The following is an 18361-nucleotide window of genomic DNA, read 5'->3' as shown; positions in this document are numbered from 1 at the left end:
GTCGACCGGCCAAAACAGGGTCGTGCACGGCAACTCGACGTGGCCCAGATACAAGCGCTGATCCAAGGCTACCTGGACGGTGCCACGACCTAGGGCGTGTTTCTTGGATCAAAGGACGGGGTCGCGGAGCCAGATCTTGATCGAGGCGATGTCGATGGTGCCCTGGTAGATGATGTCGAGCTTGTCGTATCTGGTGGCAACCGCCCGAAACGCTTTGAGCTTGTTGAAGGCACGCTCGACGGTGTTGCGGTCCTTGTAGCGCTCGGTGTCGAAGGCCGGTGGCCGGCCACCGGCCGAGCCGCGCTTGCGGCGGTTGGCTTCTGGTCTTCCTTGACCGGAATGACTGCCTTGATCCCGCGCTCGCGCAGGTAGGCGCGGTTGGCCTTGGAGGAGTAGGCCTTGTCCGCCATCACCCGCGCAGGCCGGACCCGGGAACGGCCCAGGCCGCGACGCCGGATCCGGATCTGCTGCAACAACGGCACGAACCGCGGCGAGTCACCATGCTGGCCTGGACTGGTCAACCGGGCAATCGGCCGGCAACGCCGGTCGGCGACCAGATGAATCTTGGTGGACAGCCCACCGCGCGAACGCCCCAGGGCCTGACGACCGGCCCCGGCTTTCGTGTCATTCGAACCGGCCCCCTGTGTCAGCGCCGGCGGCCTCGTCGTGGCGAGCTCCGGCAGCATGCTGGTGCGCGCGGATCACCGTGGAGTCCGCGCCGACCGTCCAGTCGCTCCCTTCGGCCTCGTCGCACCCGGCCCGCAACCGGTCCAGGACCGCCGCCCACGTCCCATCCTGCGACCACCGGTTATGCCGCTTGTAGATCGTCACCCAGTTTCCGTACTCGGCGGGCATGTCCCGCCACGGGCACCCGGTGCGGGCCCGCCACAACACCCCGTTGATCGTGGCCCGGTGATCAGCCCAGCGGCCACCCCGGCCCGGATCCGCCGGCAGCAACGACCGCAGCCGCTCCCATTCCTCATCACGCAAGTCATGCCGGTCAAACACCCAACACGATCTACCGAATCCCTAGATCAAGATCCAGGAAACACGCCCAAGTGCCATTTACGTTCACGCGACAGACATGCCGTCGCAGACGTGCGCCACGCTCTCATGTCACCAAGAGGAGATCGGGCGATCAACGCCCCGATCTTCCGGGCGTCAGCTCCTTGAAGATTGGGCCGGCGATCTCAAAGAGGTCCCGCCGCCGGGGCCGGAGGTACGCGGTGACGGATTCCTCCTCGGGTGCATGTCAAGCAACCTGTTGTAAAGCGTTCACGAATTCTCGACCAGGCTTCTCAACGGCAGAGTCGCAGAAGACAACGACCTCCTCCCATCGCAGCCACATCGCGGACGTCCTCACGCGGACCTGTTCGCTGTCGAGCCGGTCGCCAGCCTCTCGCTGCTCACCGAGCCGCTCGACTTCCTTGCAAGCTGCGAGAAACTCTCTGAAGACGGCAACACTGAGCGCGTTTACCCGGCCAGGCACCGCGTGGTTAAGTTTCTCGCGCTCCAGACGGGCAGTACGGCGTTGGATCCCCGAGGACCCGAATACCCCCAACGTTGTACCCAACAACGCGAACACTCCTGGACTTACCGTCCGGAGCAGATCAGAATCGATCATCCATACCCCCGGCGCTGCGGGCCTGCCGACTACACCAATGATCACGGCCAGTAGTCGCTGTCGGCAACTTGCACGTTTCGGGCCCACGATCCGCCGAGGCGACGTGGACCTGACTGCGGAGGTTGGCCGCCTGGACGCCCACGTTTACGCGCGCCAGGCGGTCGCCGTGGTCTCGGCCGCAGATCACGCCCAGGGCTGCCGCCCAGGTGCGGGACCGGAAGGGTTGACGGGCGGTGTCCAGGGCGGCGGGCCAGACACATTCGAGCAGGGCACGGATCTGCTGGATCTGACTGGTCACCTCGACGATCAGCTGCTCGCGGCGGGCGCCGAGGTGACGCAGCCTGCCCCAGACCTCGTCGACAGGTTCGGGGATATAGCAGCGAAGCTGCGCGGTCAGCCGGGCGATCAGCACCGCGCCTTTCTCGTCGGTCTTGTCGTGGGTGAGGTCCTTCGGCGCGCCGGGACCACGAGGTCATCGCCGGTTGGACACAGACGAACAGCATGCCCCGGGTCGGCGGCGAGCTGGCCCAGCACCCGCCACCGATGTCCGGTCGGCTCGCAGGCCACCGTGACCGCGGAAAAGTCGGCTTCGCTCGCTCGCCGGGCGGCCCAGTCCAGCGCAGTCCCAAGATCCCAAGCGCGGCAGCGGAAAGTTTTACGTGCCAGCACTTTCGAGTCGTGATCGGTGACGACGACCATCTGCTTGGCATCAGCGAGGTCGATGCCCACGATCGCGTTCTGGGCGGGGACCAGCGCGCGGAGCCGGGCCAGCCGGACGTTGCGATTGCGATCGCCCCGGGAGATCCCACTACTGTTACCCATAAACGTCCTCCTCCTGCGATGGGACACCAAGCCCGACAGCGCATCAGGAGGACATTCCTTCGTCGAGCACCGACACGCAGAACATCTGTCTATGCCGCTGACCGGGCCTCTATGGGGCTGCATGCTCATGCCGACGTCCGGTTGTCGGCTTCAGTTCGGGCCGCCTCGAGCCGGCACATGACGAATTTCGTCTTGGTTCTCGCTTTGTTGTTCGTTCCGACGGCATGAACGAGGACGTCGAGCCGACCACCTGAGCGGGTTTTGAGGGACCCGCGTACCGGCAGGCTGCGCTTACCGGGGTGATTCGCAGAGTACCGGATGAGGTCCAGCACGTCTTCGATGTGGTCCATGTGGACCATGGCCCGAAGACTGCTGTTCGCCGGCACCGGAACGTCGAGGCGCGTGAAGTCGTCGCTCGTGACGACAACCGACTCGTGCACCGCGTCCACCACGATGAGCGGGTCGGTGACGATCGCCGCCAAGGCTCCGATCTGGCGCATCAGCGGACCGGACATCGCCTGGTTCACCCGGCCCAGGCTGACGTTCGCCGCGAAGCCGGCGTAATAGCGGCTCGATTTCCTGCGTCCGACCGCTCGGATGCCCCGCCGCGCCCGCGTGGCGACGTGCCACTGTTCCATGAACATGATCAGTGGCTTGTCGATCTCCGCGTCGTGTAAGTCTTGCATGAATGCGGTGATGGCCAGCCGGGAGTCTCCAGTCAGGACGTTGTCCAGGAACCGGTAGGGATCACGGCCGGTTGTTCCACCGTGCCAGTCGGCGTTCGGCGCCTCGACACCGTAAAACCGCGGCGCCTCTTCGCCCCACCAATGCCGGGGCAGCAGCTCACCGCTGTTGAGCGACGGCTCCTCCCATTCCCATACCGCGAGCAGTGGCCTAGTCGGGAAGCGCTCTCCGACGGGGACGTAGCACGCTTGCAGAGCGACCAGCGAACCATCACGGCCTCCCAGCGCCGGTTTGACCCGGACATCGAAGAGGTCGCCGCCGAAGTGCACCGTCGCGCGTTGCTCGGAGCAGCTCTTTCGAGCACTTTCGATCAGCGGCGCGACGACCTTCCTGGCGACGATGTCGGCGTTGTTGAGGGAAACTCCGGTGTAAAGAACATCTCCGATCGAGTAGAGCAGGCTGTCTTCGTCGAGAGCGAGCCACTGCCCCTCGTGGCGTCTGCTCTTCGGGCGATTCGTGGTCATGACCACTCCTGGAACTGATGCAGTTGTGGTACGCCTGCGGGTCGTCCGGCTGCCTGCTCAACTGGACGTTCCGGACAGGCCAGGTGAAAGCAGCGTCGCGGCCGAGTTTCAGAACGGAATTGACACGAAGAGCGGGTGATCGCTGGACACTCGTAGTGCCAACGGCCGGCACCGATCGGGTCGCGGCACGTCGCAGCGCTGCGGTTTTACTCCAGGAACAACAGTGGATCGCGTCGACCTACGTCTCCATGACACACGCAAGAGACGGCACGGGCCCTGGATACCCCGGCACGCACGGACTTCCGCCGCGGAGCGTTCGTGAGGCCCGGATCCTTGCCGACGAGCACATTCGCCGCGCCGACCACCTCGACAGGTTTCCCGGCCCGGTCAGACCCCCAGCCGCCACGGCCACCCGGCCGGCAAGCGCGCTCATTGAACCCCTCCCCTGGGTGCTGCTCCCACGTCGTTCGAGAGCCGAGCCCAAGCAGCTTAAGCGATCAAGCCGTACGGGGTATCGGCCAAACGAGTGGACATCGAACATCTGAACCACCTCGCGTAGAACCACCACGGTGACATGTCCCTCCAAACGGACCTGTTCCGCTGCGGCGCGCGACGCGTAATGTCCGTTGTGGTGCGTGCTCGTGTCGACGCGCCCTGTGGCCCACTCTCAGGTCCCGAGGTGTGGCTGGCACTTCCGCCGCGGTCCTCGGCCGCTTGCCTCAGATACCAGAAATCGGCAGTCGCTGCCCGCTGAACGGTCAACACCGCGAACTGCCGCGGGTGGCTCGTATGGCCGCCCTGATCCGCAGACACCATTGGGTGGAGCCGACAGGCTCCGAGGGGAGATGCCTTTTCATGCGACGTAAGTCGTTGCAGCACTGTGTGCTGCGCACAATCACGGTGACCTCAGCCGTCGTCCTGATCGCCGCGATTCCTGCCGCTGCATCCGCGGCCCCCGAAACGGCGCAGAAAGGGGTGCCACTGCCGGCGTCGTGGGCCCCGCCGGCGAAGGTCAACCGCACCCCGATCGGTCTGCTCGCCGACCAGATCCCGGCGAGATCCGCAGCCCCGGTGCCGAAATCGCAGTCGCCCCGGGTCGAGACGTGCGCGATGGGCGGCCCGGTGGGGACCCAGTCGTGGTTCCCGATGGACCGCTACCCGATTTCCGACCGCATGGAACTGCTGGTCAACCGGGCTGATGGCAACGCCGTCCTCACCGACCGCGAGCTAACCATCAAGGGCACCGGCCTGGACATGTCCCTCGACGTGACCTACAACAGTGAAGACCAGTGGGGCTGGGACCTGGGCGGACACTGGACCGTTTCCGCCGGCAGAGGCGTCGGCCTCCAGGTGATGATGTACGAGGTCATCGTCCGCGACGCGACCGGGTACTGCTCGGAATACACCAAGAACGACGACGGCAGCTACACCACACCCTCCGGCTCGCACGCGACGCTGACGAAGCTGAACGACGGCTCCTACCACCTGACCCAGGATGATTCGGGCCAGGTGCAGTCGTTCACCGCCGACGGGCAGATGTCCTCCCAGGCCGACCGCAACGGCCACACCATCACCTACCGCTACAACCCCGACCGGTCGCTGGCCTCGATCACCGACACCCAGAACCGGGTCACCACCCTCAACCGCGACAGCAACGGGTCGCTGCAGTCGGTGACCGACCCGACCGGGCAGACCGCCGCCGCCTACAGCTGGGATTCCACCAGCAAGACCATGACGATCACCAACCGCGCCGGAGACAAGACGATCTTCGGCCTGGACGCCGACAACCGCATCACCACCCTGACCACCACGCTCGGCCGGGTCTACAAGCTGACCTACAACGACGGCGGCGGGATCACCCAGGTGGACGAACCCAACTACGACGGCGTCGCCAGCACCACCAAGTACGCCTACAACTACGACGCCGGCACCAACACGCACACCACAACGGTGACCGACCCCAACAGCCACGACACCACCTACACCTTCGACGGCAGCTTCCGGCAGACCAAGGCCGTCGACGCCCTCAACCACGAACGCGACCAGGCCTGGTCCGCCCACGGTGACGTCGCGTCGCTGACCGACTCGCTGAACAACTCCGTCACCTACGACTACGACCCGCTCAACAACCTCAAGGGCGGGAAACTCCCGACCGGCGCGACGATGAGCGCCGGCTACACCGACACCGCCCACCCGCACCTGCCCACCCAGATCGCCGACTTCTCCGGCCACACGGTCACCAGCAGCTACGACTCGGCCGGCAACGTCACCACCGTGCACTCCGCCGCCCTCAACGCCGACGTCGCCAAGTACGACTACACCAACGGCCTGGTCACCAAGGCCACCGACGGCAACAACCACGCCACCAGCTACGGCTACGACCCCGCCGGGAACCTCACCACCGTGACCCCGCCGCTGCCGCTGAAGCCAACCGTTTACACCTACGACTCGCTCTCACGGGTCACGAGCGTGACCGACGGCAACGGCGTCAAGCTGGTCTACGGCTACGACAAACTCGACCGGGTCGTCTCCGTCGCCAAAGCCGATGGCACCGGACTGGCCGCCTACACCTACGACAAAACCGGCAACCGCACCATCGCGCAGTACGCCGGGGCCACGCTCACCAACAGCTACGAACGGCGCCTCCTGACCCGCGTCGTGCGCACCGCAGCCACCACCACCGGTACCGCGACCTACCACTACGACCGCGCCGGCAACCTCACCGCCATCGACGACCCCACCGGCTGGATCTACTACGGCTACGACGCCGCCAACCGCCTCACCTCGGTCAAGGACCAAACCACCAAGACCACGACCTACGGCTACGACGACGCCGACCACCGCACCTCGGCGACCCTGCCCGGCGGCAGCACCGAGACCATCGCCCTCGACAAGTCCGGACGCCAGACCGGCATCACGGTCAAGAACCCGGCCGGCACGACGCTGCTGTCGACCACCTACCGCTACACCCGCCCCGACGGCACCGACACCGGCCAGCTCCAGTCCCGCACCGACGCCACCGGAACAGCCGACAACACCTACGACGGCTTCGGCCGCCTCACCAAGGCCGGCAGTCGCACCTACAGCTACGACAACGCCGGCAACATCACCGCCGGCGACGGCCACACATACACCGTCAACGACGCCAACCAGATGACCTCGATCGGCAACACGACCGTCGGCTACGACGGCGCCGGCAACCTCACCACCACCAACCCCGGCGGCACCGCCCACTACAGCGACACCAACCAGCTGACCTCCATCACCACCAGCACCGGGACCGCATTCACCGGGAACTACGACACCCTCGACCAGACCCAACCCGCCACGATCACCGAGCAGACCGGGTCAAGCAGCACGACGCACGTTTTCACCCGCACAGCCCTGGGTATCTCCCGCACCGTGGACAACGGCGCGACCACCACCTACGCCCACGACACCGGCAGCGCCCTCACCGGACTGGTCGACAACGCGGGCAAACACCACAACGCCATCACCGACTACCAGGGCAGCGTCCTCGCCCTCGTCGACGACACCGGCGCGGTGACGGCCACCTACGGCTACACCCCCTACGGGTTCAACACCAGCATCACCGGCCCCGCCGGCTCGGCCAACCGGCTCCGCTGGCTCGGCAGCTACCAGCTCGCCAGCAGCGAATACCTCACCGGCTACCGCCACTACAACCCCGCCTACAACCGCTTCACCCAACCCGACACCACCGGCCAGGAAGACAACGCCTACGCCTACGGGCAGGGTGACCCAGTCAACCGCAGCGACGCGAACGGGGACTACAGCCTCGACGATTTCATCGGGGACCTGGACACGATCGGCAAGGTGACCGCAGGTGCAGCCGGCATTGGTGCAGCAGGCGGTCTTGTGGCGTGTGTCGTGGGGCCGGTGGGATGCGCGGCGGGCGCCGGCACCGGAAGCGTTGTTGTCGGTGCGATCGGGGCTGTGGTCGGCATCGGTATCGTTGCCTACAAGCGCATTCCGCTCCTGCACAACCCCTGCCCCAACTGTCGAAAGTGATAAACAGCAAGACCGCTTGTTAGCGGCTGCGGCGGAGCGCCCGCGGAGACAGCCCGCAGCTCCGCCGCAGCCTTGTCCCTCTTGCTCGACTAGGAGATCGATAGTGTTGAAGCCGAAAATGACCGCCGGTCGTAGGGCAATAATTGGATTTTTGATTCTGGTGGCCCTGACTGGAGGCATCGTCAGCGGCGCTCTGATGAGCGACGGTGGCTGGCAATGGTTGCCGTATGCCATCGCGGGTGTCGTAGGCCTGACGGCTTTTGCCTTGATCGTCTCCTGGTCCCAGCCAAAGAACAGCGAGTAGGCTGCCGCTGCATCAAGCGTCGTCGAGACCACTGGTGTGCCAAGGGGTGAGCCGTGGATAACGGCCAACGGGCCGACATCCGCGGTCACATCAGACCGACAAAGCCACCATCTTCGGCCGCAACCTGGCCAGGTGGGGTCTGCTGCACCAATAGGTGACAGTTCAGTCACGCGGCCTGAACGGGCCGTTTGTCGCGCCGACGGCACCTCGATGCCAACGACCGCGATAAGTTCCAGGCATGAAGACGATAGAAGTCCCGGTATGGGCTCGCGGTCGTCGTCGCACTTGGCGCACCGCTAATCACGGCGGCCGGCGTGGTGTTGGCTCAGTTCGTCAACGCCTGGCGCGAGCCCCCCGGCGACCCGAGGGCAGCAAGACGGAATGGAATCTGCACCTTGAACCCCAGCGTCACCGCACTTGGGCGTGTTTCCTGGATCTTGATCTAGGGATTCGGTAGATCGTGTTGGGTGTTTGACCGGCATGACTTGCGTGATGAGGAATGGGAGCGGCTGCGGTCGTTGCTGCCGGCGGATCCGGGCCGGGGTGGCCGCTGGGCTGATCACCGGGCCACGATCAACGGGGTGTTGTGGCGGGCCCGCACCGGGTGCCCGTGGCGGGACATGCCCGCCGAGTACGGAAACTGGGTGACGATCTACAAGCGGCATAACCGGTGGTCGCAGGATGGGACGTGGGCGGCGGTCCTGGACCGGTTGCGGGCCGGGTGCGACGAGGCCGAAGGGAGCGACTGGACGGTCGGCGCGGACTCCACGGTGATCCGCGCGCACCAGCATGCTGCCGGAGCTCGCCACGACGAGGCCGCCGGCGCTGACACAGGGGGCCGGTTCGAATGACACGAAAGCCGGGGCCGGTCGTCAGGCCCTGGGGCGTTCGCGCGGTGGGCTGTCCACCAAGATTCATCTGGTCGCCGACCGGCGTTGCCGGCCGATTGCCCGGTTGACCAGTCCAGGCCAGCATGGTGACTCGCCGCGGTTCGTGCCGTTGTTGCAGCAGATCCGGATCCGGCGTCGCGGCCTGGGCCGTTCCCGGGTCCGGCCTGCGCGGGTGATGGCGGACAAGGCCTACTCCTCCAAGGCCAACCGCGCCTACCTGCGCGAGCGCGGGATCAAGGCAGTCATTCCGGTCAAGGAAGACCAGAAGCCAACCGCCGCAAGCGCGGCTCGGCCGGTGGCCGGCCACCGGCCTTCGACACCGAGCGCTACAAGGACCGCAACACCGTCGAGCGTGCCTTCAACAAGCTCAAAGCGTTTCGGGCGGTTGCCACCAGATACGACAAGCTCGACATCATCTACCAGGGCACCATCGACATCGCCTCGATCAAGATCTGGCTCCGCGACCCCGTCCTTTGATCCAAGAAACACGCCCTAGGAGCTGGGCACCTCGTTCTGCATTGATCGCGAACGGTCTGCAACATCCTCCACCGCAACGGTGTGCGGATGCGCCGACGAGGTCTGTCCGCCGACTAAGTCGAAGACGCCATCCACTTCTACAATCTTGGTTGGTCGCTGGCGCGGGTCGGCCAGCACCTGAACGTCGTGGACCACACCACGGTCTTGACCAAGCTGCGGGAGCGCGGTATCCCGACCCGCGACTCCCACGGGCGGCCCCGATCTTGAATACCGCTGATCCGCCGGAGCGCTGCCCCGAATCAGGAGACCTCGTCCTCGATCAATCCGTACGGCGGCTGGTCGGCTCGTCGAGAGAATCGAACAACGATGTCGTTCTCAACTGACGCAGGTGGTGCGTTGTCCACGACGAGGATCTGTGCACCTGCCCCTGGACTTGCCAGCCAGTCGTGAAGGTGCTTGTAGAAGTCTGCGACGGCCACGCTGTCGGCGAAATCGGCGTCGCGATCGCCACCTTGGCCGAGGTTCTTTTGTGGGCTGTCGATCATGAGGAAGCCAGGGTGAGCGCTACCGGTTTCCCAGGCGATCTCGAAGATGGCCAGGATCCATGCCAGGGAGATGAGCGTCCGCCCGCCCGACGAGGCGTGGGTGTAGGAGACGCCGCGCATATGCGGCACGAGGTTGGTGTCGACGAACGCCTGCTCTAACTTGGGGTACCGCCACGATGTAAGGATCGAGGCGTACCTCTCGCTGATGCGATGGATGACGTCGTTGCGGTCGGGTTGCATCGTGGCTTGTTCCAACTCGCCACGGAGGGCCTTGAGGGAGGCTTCCAGTCGCGTGACCGTCGCGCCGCGGCGGTCGAGGCTGTCGAACATCTTGATGGCGGTGCGTGCTCGTTCCAGGGTCGCGGCGGCGGTTTGTCGGTGTTGCATGAGGTCGTCGCGCTGGCTGAGGAACGGGCTAACAGCCTCGTTGGTCGCGGAGTCGACCGCACGCGCGAGTTCGGCTTCCTCGACCTCGGCTTCTTCAGCCGCGACCCGTAGCCGGCCTAGCTCGGCATCGAGTTCCTCGACATACTGCGTAATCTCCGCCAGACGTGCTTTGGTCGCCCTCAGTTCCGATGAGACGTCGAACTTGGCCTCCGTCATGATCCCATCAGAGCCCGCTACTGTAGCCGAGGTGCTGCCGTTTCGGGTTTCGCTAGCCGGTGTCTGTTCGGCAGTTGGTGCGGTGATCTCGGAGGTGCAGAGGGTGCACTGGCCGTCGGCGATGTGCGGTGCTCCCCGAAGGGTGGTCAGGCACGCCGGGCACACCTTCACTTGGAGCGGGTCGAAGAGCATTCGCGCTTCGGCGAGCATCGTCAATTTGGTGATGTCGTCTGCGTATTGGGCTCGTAGAGGGACGAATCTCCGCAGCTGCGTCTCACGGTCTCGAAGCAGGGCGGCGGTTTGTTGCGCGCGGCGCGATGCGTCGCGGTGCCGAGTGCGCAAATCGGTGGCGAAAGTCGACGCCGCACGTACCTGGCTGTCCAGATTAGCAAGGGCGCGTTCTGTCTCGGCCGACGCTCTCTCCGCCTCATCGCGTATGAGTTCGACCTCGATTCGAGTCCCCAACTCCTGCTCGTCGATGAATGCTTGAGTCGTGGCGTAATCGCTGCGTGCTCGGCTAAGCCTTGTCTCCAACTCCTTGATGCGGCTCCCGAGTTCGACGGCTTTATCGTCGTGGACTCCGAACACGACATCTACGACCTGCCGTAGCTTGAGCTTCTTCATGTGCGCGCTCTCGAACAAGAGATTCTTATCGTCGAGGCGTTCGTTCGGCATGAAGCACAGCCACTGCAACTCGCGGAAGCTCAGAGGGTCTGTTCCTGACTCTGGCTGTGTCGGCGCTTCCTTCAGCTCGACACCTTCAAGGCCGCAGTATGAGAGCAGCAGACTCGACAGACTCGCCGGGTCGCCAGCGGGCTTGATCGGACGCTTTTCCATCGGCGGTATTTCGATCTCGCCGAGCCGTCCTGGGCGGACGAACGCGGCTGTCGACGGTTCGCCCACGGCACGCTCGATCACGTGCGGCTGCCCACTAAGTTCCACTTCAAGCAAGGCCGACCGGACCTTGCGCAGGATTTCGGGATGTTGTGGGTGGTGGCTGGCGCCCAAGCAGTAGGCGATGAATTCCAACACGGACGACTTGCCTGTGCTGAACGCGCCCGCAATGACTGACACCGACCGGGCGACGTCGCTCTTGCTGATGCGGAAGTCGACTTCGTAGTCCCGATCGACGCCTTTGAGGCGAAGGCGGAGCACGCGGATTCCCTGCCGCGAGCTCGCTGCCTGCTTGATGTCCGAGGCGGAGTCAGCTTGGTCCTTAATGGACATGGCTTGCGGGGCTCCATTGGCGGCGGGCTCTTTTGGGGCCCTCATGTGAGTTGTCCGTCAGTTGGCGGTGACGTCGCGGTGTTCGTGAACCGCTGCGCATCTGCGTCGTCGTGCAGGAGGTCGACGGCGTCAAGGAGGTCAAGCGCTTCGGGGCGTGGCGTGTCGCGTCCTACCGTGGTCCACGTACGTACCGCTTCGCGGAGGCGCTTGTCGGTCAAGCGCGATAGGCGGCGGACCAGTATCTCCGCCGACAAGCGATAGGACCGTGCGTATACCGCGGTGAACCTTCCGGCGAGGTCCTGACCGGCCGGGGTGACCGCGTAGAGAACACTCCTATTGACGGAGGGGGAAACCAAGTCGTAGGCGACCAGTAGCGCCAAGTCGTGCTGAAGTCGTTCTCGCCGGGTGGTAAAACGGTGCGCCGGGCTGGCGTAGCTCAACGCACGACCGTCGAAGCCAGCCATCAACAGCCGTTTACGATCGACGTCGTCCTCGTCCGTGAGTACCAGCAGGGGGTTGGCGACGAGGAAGTCGTAGCAACCTAGCCGCTCAAGCGAGATACCAGGCTGCTGTTGACGCTGCAATGATGCGAGCAAGAGCAGTAGTTGAGCGAGACGAAAGACGACGTCGTCCTCCGGAACGACGACCGGCAAGGGGCGGCTCGCATCTGAACTGAGAACGTGAGGGGCGGTCACGAGGGGCTCGCCGGCTGTGGTCCGTTGAGTGCGATAGCGGTAGTGGTGTCTTGTGATTGTTCCCCGTCGCTCCGTACGTGCTCGTCGGCGATTTGACGCCAGTGCCGCACCCAACCTGCCCGGCGGTTGTCAACGACACGATGCATCAGCCCACAGGTGTGCACAGGACCACAGGGAAGGCCGCTGCTCAAGGTTGCGTGCTGGGCACGGATCTCGCTCATGACGGACTTGTGCAAGCCGGCCAGACGAGGGCTCTCGTCGGTTTGGCAAGCTTCGTTGAAGTGATCTTCCCAGACGCCGTGGATGGTTGCGTCGGCAGAGGACAGCGCGGCGACTTCGGCGGGAACGCCTTTGTCCACGATCTCGCGTGCCAGTAGTTCGGCATTGAAGAACTGCTGCTTGGACGACGTGACCTCGACATGCCCAGCTTCCCGCAATTGTCGAACGAATAGAGCTGTTTCTAGCCGCTCGGCGTCCTCGTCGGCGAGGCCGACGACGGAGGTTTCCGGCCGTGTCGCCTGGGCGGGCTCGTAGTAGTGCCGACGCACCGTCTCCGCATCGGGAGAGATCAGCAAGCTGCGCAGCTCTGTCTCATCCCAGAGGTCGATCACCAGTCCGAAATCGCGTTCCTTTTTTCGCTTCCAGGTGCTCCACCACTTCGTTGTGGGACCATCCATGCTTGACGGAACGCAAAGGATCCACTGCGTGAGCGTGAAGCCCTCCTTTGCGGCGTTTGCGACCACCGAGTCGAAGGACTCCCGGATTTGCGCTTGGTGGCTTTTGCTGACCTCCGGCATGAAGTACTTGGACTGCCAGACGGTCACGGAACCTCCGAGGTCCCCAATGAACACGTCGATACCCCAGTCGCCGGGATTCGCCGCGACCATCTTGACCACACCAGGGCGGACAGCTCGGACCAGTTGGCCGATCATCTCTTCGAAATCCTGCCGGGCACCCTGCGCATTGGCCCGCGCTTGATGCGCCGCGAAGTTGATGCGTGCCTCACCGGCGGTTACTCCTGCCAGCGATGGGGCCACCGCGACAGCATCCTGCGACATCGGCGGCCACCTCCAACTGGTCGAGGACGACCCGACGACGACTCGACCGAGTTCGCGCCGTGCCGTTTAGCGCATCGGGTGATCGGCGCACCACGTTACCGTTGATCACTCCACGCGAGCGCTCGACTGAGGTCGTGTAACCCGATTGTGCTCGAACAGGTCATGAGTGCCTCGCAGCCAGAAGCGGAGCGGTAGCTCCGGTCAGGTTGACGGGAAGATGGCAGCTACGTCGTTAGCGGTGACGAGCCGGCCGCGAGAGGGCAGTTGCTCGTAGACCGACCAGGTGGCGAGTTCCGGCTTCGAGGCGCGGTCGCGTTGGCGGCCAGGATCGAGGGCGAGTTCTACCTCGGTGATCGGCAGGCGCATTTCGAAGGCTAGGAGCGTCGGCGACCAGATCGCACCGGAGACAGGCCGTTCGCATAGCCGCACCAAGGTCGATCGCAGCAGCTCGGCATCTGGGCGCCACGCTTCTCCGCGGCCGTTGATCGGCTTGCCTTGCGTTGGAGGAATGCTCATCGTCGTCACATCAGACCTCGTTCCGTCGCTTGTTCCGCCTCGTGGCTGGGGCCGGGGCCGTCACTGTGACCAGCCATCCCGCGACACCGGCAGCGACGGTGAGCGGTTGGCCCAGCACGACCATCACGACGACGAATACGGCCAGGACGCTGAGGGTGATGATCTGAGCGCGGGGTGCGGCACCACACGTTGTGCGAGGCGGCATCAGCCCCGAAAGCGAGAATGCGGACATCAGGTGGTCACTCCAGTTGGGTGTCAGCGGTTGAGGGCTGTCGACGTGCCGGGGGCGAGAGCAACGCTGGTGGTGGCCTGTCACCGCTCTCGCCGGGGCCTTTCCATCATGGAGGACCGCGGCGGACGATCGGCAACGCACGCTGTTCGGTCAGGCTGCCTCTCGAAGGTGAGTTGCGTCACCGATTTTGAGCGGATCGTGCCTGTTGGGACCAGGGTCGCCCGCACCCCTGTTGACCTGCAAAAACACTCGTTCTGGCGCCGGTCGCTCCTGTTTCCGCCGCTCACGGACGTGACCATCGCAACGCCTCGGGAACGCGTCGCCGGAACGCATCAATCCAGGCCAGGGGCCATGCCGTCGACATCGGCCGCGCCGACAATAGGCTCTGAGCAGCACAAGCAGGCGGGGTTAAGAATTCCGGATAAATCGGACATCGTTGGTCGTCGAGGGACCGGAGCAGACGCGAGATGCAGTGCAACCCCTCGCTTGGAGGTCAAAACTGTCCGGAACTGCTGCTCAGAGCGCATCCACACCGGACGGCCGCTGCCTAAAGTCCCTGGTCGACGTGCCTCGAGTGTCCGCAAAGGACGGCCATCGTTGCTGTTGTGCCAGCCCGCGACACTGCGTGATACCTGGCCTCCGTGAACGCCCTGGTAGTCGCCTTATCGTGCCGTCGACGTCGTCCTACCGTCTCCCACGGCTCGGCGGAGCGCGACGTTCTGAGGTGAAAGCCCTGTTCGGCGGGGTGCCGGCTACCCTCGTCGGCCGCCACAGACGAGGTCGATGCTTCGATGACGCGTCTTCTCGCAACAGCGGGGCGCGAGCTTGCCGAGCGGCACTTCCGTCTCAGCCCGTTCTTGAGGTTGGAGTGTCAAACGCACTGTTCAGAAGGCTTTCGCGGTCGTCGTCGACAACGACGAGCGGCTTCCCAGCCGTGGCGTCGGGCATCGTCCGGTCAGTGGCGCGTCGCTGCGGAGGATATCGGAGCACGCGGTTCGCGAAGGGGCGAGGTCCCGTTCACCTCGACCCCGATCAAGATCGACTCATCGCGCAGAACTCGCTGCACCCATTCTCCCTGTTCAGAGCCGTCTCGGCCGGATTTGGTGCGGCGCGGCGAGCTGACTGACCTGGTGCTCGGCGATGTCATGGGAGGCTGCGTTGGTGCCGCTGCTCAACGACATGCCGCTCGAGCGAACGAACCAGATCTTCCGACACCCGATTCACCAGGACGGGGTCGGCACCCTGGTGCGGCTGATCACCGCGTTGCGGCGATGTCGGAGTGCCGAGGACTTCTACGACTTCCAGCAGGACCTGCTCGCACGAGTGCTGGAGGTCCAGGAACATCGGGCAGGGTGCCGGCGCGTCGCGAAGCAATGGCTGAAGAGGCGATCCGCTCCGGTGGACCGCTGCCGGGCGACCTTCCGGGCCGACTGGTGCCGCTCGACATCCCGTATAAGACGCACCTTGACCTGCTGAGTACAGCCTTCGACCTCGCCCACGACCGTGGCGTCCAGGGGATGAAGGTTCCTGGCGGCCGGGCACTAGTGGCGACCGACATCGTGCGCGGCTACCAACTGTGGCCAGAACGCGAATTCATCGACCGGACGGCCGCCGAACACCGCCAGGCCGTGAAACGGGCTCGCATCCTGGACGTCGGGCATCTGGTCTGGGCGCGCAGCGATGACTTCGTGGCGCGCTCGCCGACGATGCCTCCGTGGTCGATCTACCCACTGTCACCCGCGTTGTGCGCGCGGCTGATCACCGACTACGCCATGTACTTCGTCACGATGTCCAGCGAGCCACTGCTCGCCGCGCTGGACGATGTCGGTCTCGCCGCGGAGTGGGTACTCCCTCGCGATCAGGAAACCCTCCAGCCGGACGAGGTCGTACTTCGGGCGCACCGCGGCACTCGAACCATCGAGCTGCGCTGGGCCGAGATGCAGCGGCGGCTACTGCTCGAGATGGCAGACCTCCCGATGTGGGCTGAAGGCGTCTCGCGGCTGATCGACCGCCACGACTCCGGACCGCATCCCTGGCAATCGTTCAGCGACGAGTGGAAGGTATGGGCATAACCAGTGGGAGCGGCTGGCCTTACTCATCAGGTTGGCGATACTTGTCGCGGGTGTAGATGACGGCTGGCTTGCCGTCGCCGGGGCTGCGGCGATCCAGCTCGAACAGTGTGGTCGCGGTGATCAGGTCGCTGGGCTTGGCATATCCGTAGTTGCGGGAGTTGAAATCCGGGCGTTGCTTGGTGATGTTGCCCACGGAGGCGATCGGAGCCCAGCCGTCGTCGTCGGAGGCAGCCTCGACGGCAATGCGCAGCTGGTTCACCAGCGCGGTGTCTGCCTTGAGCTGTGCGGCAGCCATGGCGGTTTTCGGCTTGGGCACAGCTTCCAGTGGTGCGGTCGGGCCGTGGGGGTAAGTGAGGTTCTCGGTCGAACCGATCGAAACCGCCTCGGCGTCGTGATAGGCCGAGCCTAGGCTATTTCACTATCTCATGCGCATACGCGCCACATTGCGTCTACAGCGGTGGTTTCGGAGTCGGCGACTGCTTTGTCCCATCGGGCTTGCAGGCTGTCGAGGAGGCGTTGTTCGACTGCGGCGGCGACGTGGGAGTAGGTCTCTTGGACTTTGTCTTGGAGGACGTGGCCGAGGCGGAGGGCTTGGGCGATTTCGGGGATGCCGTCGTCGATCATCCATGTTTTGTGGCTGTGGCGGAGGCCGTGGAAGGTGAGGCCGGGTTTGGCTGGTTGGAGGCGGATGGCCGGGTTGGGGATGTGGAGGTTGCCGTCGGCGGCGGGGCGGAAGGCCCGGCGGGAGAAGTTGCTGCGGCGGTGCCATTCGAGGTTGGGGGTGACGAAGACCTGGCGGTGGTTGTGGGTGGTCAGGTGCCAGCGCAGGAGGCGGACGAGGAATGGGGGCAGGCTGATGGTGCGTTCGGACTCGTCGGTTTTGAGATGGCCGAGATAAAGCGGGCCGCTGCAGGGTTCGTGGAGAGCGCCAACGTCAGGGTCGAGATAGATGGAGCCGGTGTGGTCGTCGTAGAGGTGGACGTTGTCGCGGTCGAGGCCGGTGAGTTCGCCCCAGCGGGCTCCGGTCCAGCCACCAGTGACGATGAGGACGGCGCCGCAGGGACCGTACTTGAGCGCGGCTTGATCGGCGACGTGGAGGACCTCGGCGGGTTCGCCCCAGATCTTGCGCGGGGTGCGCTGCGCGCGGCGGCGGCGTCCGCGACGGCGGGCGACGAGGGGGTTGGCCGCGATCAGCTTCTCCGGCACGGCGTCGGAGAGGAGAAGCGAGAAGCATTTGATGATGCTGTCGACCGTGGTCTTAGCTAGGCCCGAGGCGCGGAGTTTCTTCTCCCAGGTGCGGATGCTGAGGTTGGTGAGTTCGGCGAAGGCGGTGGTGCCCCAGCGGGGGAGGATGTGGACTTTGAGGAAGCTGCGGTAGTTCTCTTCGGTGCGTTGGTCGATGTCGAGGGAGTCGAGCCAGGCGGGGGCGAATTCGGCGATGGTGGTGCGGCTGTCTTCGGGGTCGATCCAGGTTCCGGTGCGTTGTTCGTGGAGCATCGTGGTGATGTGGTCTTCGGCGGCGGTGGCGTTGGGGAAGCCGGAGATGGCGCCTTTGGTGCCGTCGGTGCGGCGGTAGCGGACTCGCCAGGTGTCGTCGCCGGCGGGTTCGGTCCAGGGCACGGTGAACTCCTGCGCTGTGGTGAGGGGGTCGCGTGGTGGTGCGTGTCCAGGACCGCTCCATAGGCGACAGAGGGGAAGCTGATTCGGCGAAGAACCTCGTTGTGTGACCGGATCGGGGTGCTAGCGCCGAGAACGACGACGGTGCCCTGGTCGGGTGCTCTGGTCGCGGTTACTCGGTCCGCGGCGGCCGGCGGCGACGATGCCGCGGAGGTCGTCTTCGGTGAAGCGCAGGTGCTTGCCGACGAAGGTGCAGGGGATGAGGCGCTGGCCGGCTTGCGCCGGAGCCAGGACTCGCCGATGGTCAACCGCCCGGCTGCAGCTGCCGGCGTGTACAACAGCGGCGCGGGCTTTGCTGGCGGTGCCGCTTCGTCGTCGTTAATGTCGTCGTCGGGAGTCACATTTGGCTGGTGAGGGCCGTTGAAGGTCGAGCCCTTTGAGA

18 protein-coding genes are annotated in these 18361 nt (G+C 65.0%); 7 read left to right on the top strand and 11 right to left on the bottom strand.

Translation table 11 applies throughout. The features are described 5' to 3' along the window. Window positions 1-89: 89 nt before the first annotated feature. The 5 genes from BT341_RS48045 to BT341_RS41305 all read right to left on the bottom strand — a co-directional run bounded on the left by BT341_RS48045 (window position 90) and on the right by BT341_RS41305 (window position 3654). Entirely contained in the window at window positions 90-686 is a 597-nt protein-coding gene (locus BT341_RS48045) for a transposase (protein WP_425426452.1), read from the bottom strand. Beyond that, window positions 625-990 carry an IS5 family transposase gene (locus tag BT341_RS47560; RefSeq protein WP_281256030.1) on the bottom strand — a complete coding sequence of 122 codons (366 nt, stop codon included), beginning with the start codon at window positions 988-990 and terminating at the stop codon, window positions 625-627. The genes BT341_RS48045 and BT341_RS47560 overlap by 62 nt, the downstream gene beginning before the upstream one ends. Window positions 991-1610: 620 nt before the next feature. Continuing rightward, window positions 1611-2036 carry a hypothetical protein gene (locus tag BT341_RS41310; RefSeq protein WP_072481387.1) on the bottom strand — a complete coding sequence of 142 codons (426 nt, stop codon included), beginning with the start codon at window positions 2034-2036 and terminating at the stop codon, window positions 1611-1613. Beyond that, a complete protein-coding gene (locus BT341_RS44960) occupies window positions 2030-2446 on the bottom strand; it encodes an IS110 family transposase (RefSeq protein WP_143168799.1) in 417 nt (138 codons plus the stop codon). Before BT341_RS44960 ends, BT341_RS41310 begins: the two co-directional genes overlap by 7 nt. Before the next feature lie 125 nt (window positions 2447-2571). Then, a complete protein-coding gene (locus BT341_RS41305) occupies window positions 2572-3654 on the bottom strand; it encodes a hypothetical protein (protein WP_072481386.1) in 1083 nt (360 codons plus the stop codon). A 789-nt stretch (window positions 3655-4443) separates the two neighbouring features. On the opposite strand from BT341_RS41305, the gene BT341_RS41300 reads away from it, so the two are divergent. The 4 genes from BT341_RS41300 (at window position 4444) to BT341_RS48040 (ending at window position 9373) form a co-directional block, all read left to right on the top strand. Then, complete coding sequence (locus BT341_RS41300; protein ID WP_245805267.1) at window positions 4444-7683, top strand: RHS repeat-associated core domain-containing protein; 3240 nt, start codon at window positions 4444-4446, stop codon at window positions 7681-7683. Window positions 7684-7786: 103 nt separating this feature from the next. After that, window positions 7787-7987 (top strand): hypothetical protein, encoded by a 201-nt coding sequence (locus BT341_RS44955; protein ID WP_143168798.1) that lies wholly within the window; start codon window positions 7787-7789, stop codon window positions 7985-7987. 485 nt (window positions 7988-8472) lie between these two features. Then, window positions 8473-8838 carry an IS5 family transposase gene (locus BT341_RS47555; RefSeq protein ID WP_281256030.1) on the top strand — a complete coding sequence of 122 codons (366 nt, stop codon included), beginning with the start codon at window positions 8473-8475 and terminating at the stop codon, window positions 8836-8838. Continuing rightward, window positions 8777-9373, top strand: coding sequence for a transposase (locus BT341_RS48040; protein WP_425426452.1), 597 nt, complete (start codon window positions 8777-8779; stop codon window positions 9371-9373). Before BT341_RS47555 ends, BT341_RS48040 begins: the two co-directional genes overlap by 62 nt. Before the next feature lie 280 nt (window positions 9374-9653). Here the strand turns inward: BT341_RS48040 and BT341_RS41280 are convergent, their stop codons facing one another. From BT341_RS41280 to BT341_RS44950, 4 genes are all read right to left on the bottom strand, one after another. Beyond that, window positions 9654-11729 carry a hypothetical protein gene (locus BT341_RS41280; RefSeq protein WP_218177823.1) on the bottom strand — a complete coding sequence of 692 codons (2076 nt, stop codon included), beginning with the start codon at window positions 11727-11729 and terminating at the stop codon, window positions 9654-9656. Between the two features lie 41 nt (window positions 11730-11770). Further along, on the bottom strand, window positions 11771-12424 hold the full coding sequence (locus BT341_RS41275) for an ABC-three component system middle component 2 (RefSeq protein ID WP_072481383.1): 654 nt from the start codon (window positions 12422-12424) through the stop codon (window positions 11771-11773). After that, window positions 12421-13482: a serine/threonine protein kinase gene (locus tag BT341_RS41270; protein ID WP_177329018.1), complete on the bottom strand. Its 1062-nt coding sequence runs from the start codon at window positions 13480-13482 to the stop codon at window positions 12421-12423. Before BT341_RS41270 ends, BT341_RS41275 begins: the two co-directional genes overlap by 4 nt. A 201-nt stretch (window positions 13483-13683) precedes the next feature. Continuing rightward, on the bottom strand, window positions 13684-14007 hold the full coding sequence (locus BT341_RS44950; RefSeq protein ID WP_143168797.1) for a hypothetical protein: 324 nt from the start codon (window positions 14005-14007) through the stop codon (window positions 13684-13686). Window positions 14008-15391: 1384 nt separating this feature from the next. Between BT341_RS44950 and BT341_RS45795 the strand changes: the two genes are divergently transcribed. Together BT341_RS45795 and BT341_RS41265 are read left to right on the top strand one after the other, a co-directional pair. Continuing rightward, window positions 15392-15706, top strand: a complete 315-nt coding sequence (locus BT341_RS45795) for a hypothetical protein (RefSeq protein ID WP_177329017.1) — start codon at window positions 15392-15394, stop codon at window positions 15704-15706. Then, entirely contained in the window at window positions 15664-16302 is a 639-nt protein-coding gene (locus tag BT341_RS41265; protein ID WP_177329016.1) for a hypothetical protein, read from the top strand. Before BT341_RS45795 ends, BT341_RS41265 begins: the two co-directional genes overlap by 43 nt. A gap of 19 nt (window positions 16303-16321) precedes the next feature. Here BT341_RS41265 and BT341_RS41260 read toward each other — a convergent pair whose 3' ends face one another. Then, a complete protein-coding gene (locus BT341_RS41260; protein WP_245805266.1) occupies window positions 16322-16618 on the bottom strand; it encodes an OST-HTH/LOTUS domain-containing protein in 297 nt (98 codons plus the stop codon). Window positions 16619-16725: 107 nt separating this feature from the next. After that, window positions 16726-17922, bottom strand: coding sequence for a tyrosine-type recombinase/integrase (locus BT341_RS41255; RefSeq protein ID WP_072481380.1), 1197 nt, complete (start codon window positions 17920-17922; stop codon window positions 16726-16728). Window positions 17923-18063: 141 nt separating this feature from the next. Between BT341_RS41255 and BT341_RS45790 the strand changes: the two genes are divergently transcribed. Next, window positions 18064-18333: a hypothetical protein gene (locus BT341_RS45790; RefSeq protein ID WP_177329015.1), complete on the top strand. Its 270-nt coding sequence runs from the start codon at window positions 18064-18066 to the stop codon at window positions 18331-18333. Window positions 18334-18361: the final 28 nt, after the last annotated feature.

Source organism: Amycolatopsis australiensis, assembly GCF_900119165.1.
Classification (GTDB): Bacteria; Actinomycetota; Actinomycetes; order Mycobacteriales; family Pseudonocardiaceae; genus Amycolatopsis; species Amycolatopsis australiensis.
This window is presented reverse-complemented; position numbering and strand designations above follow the sequence as displayed.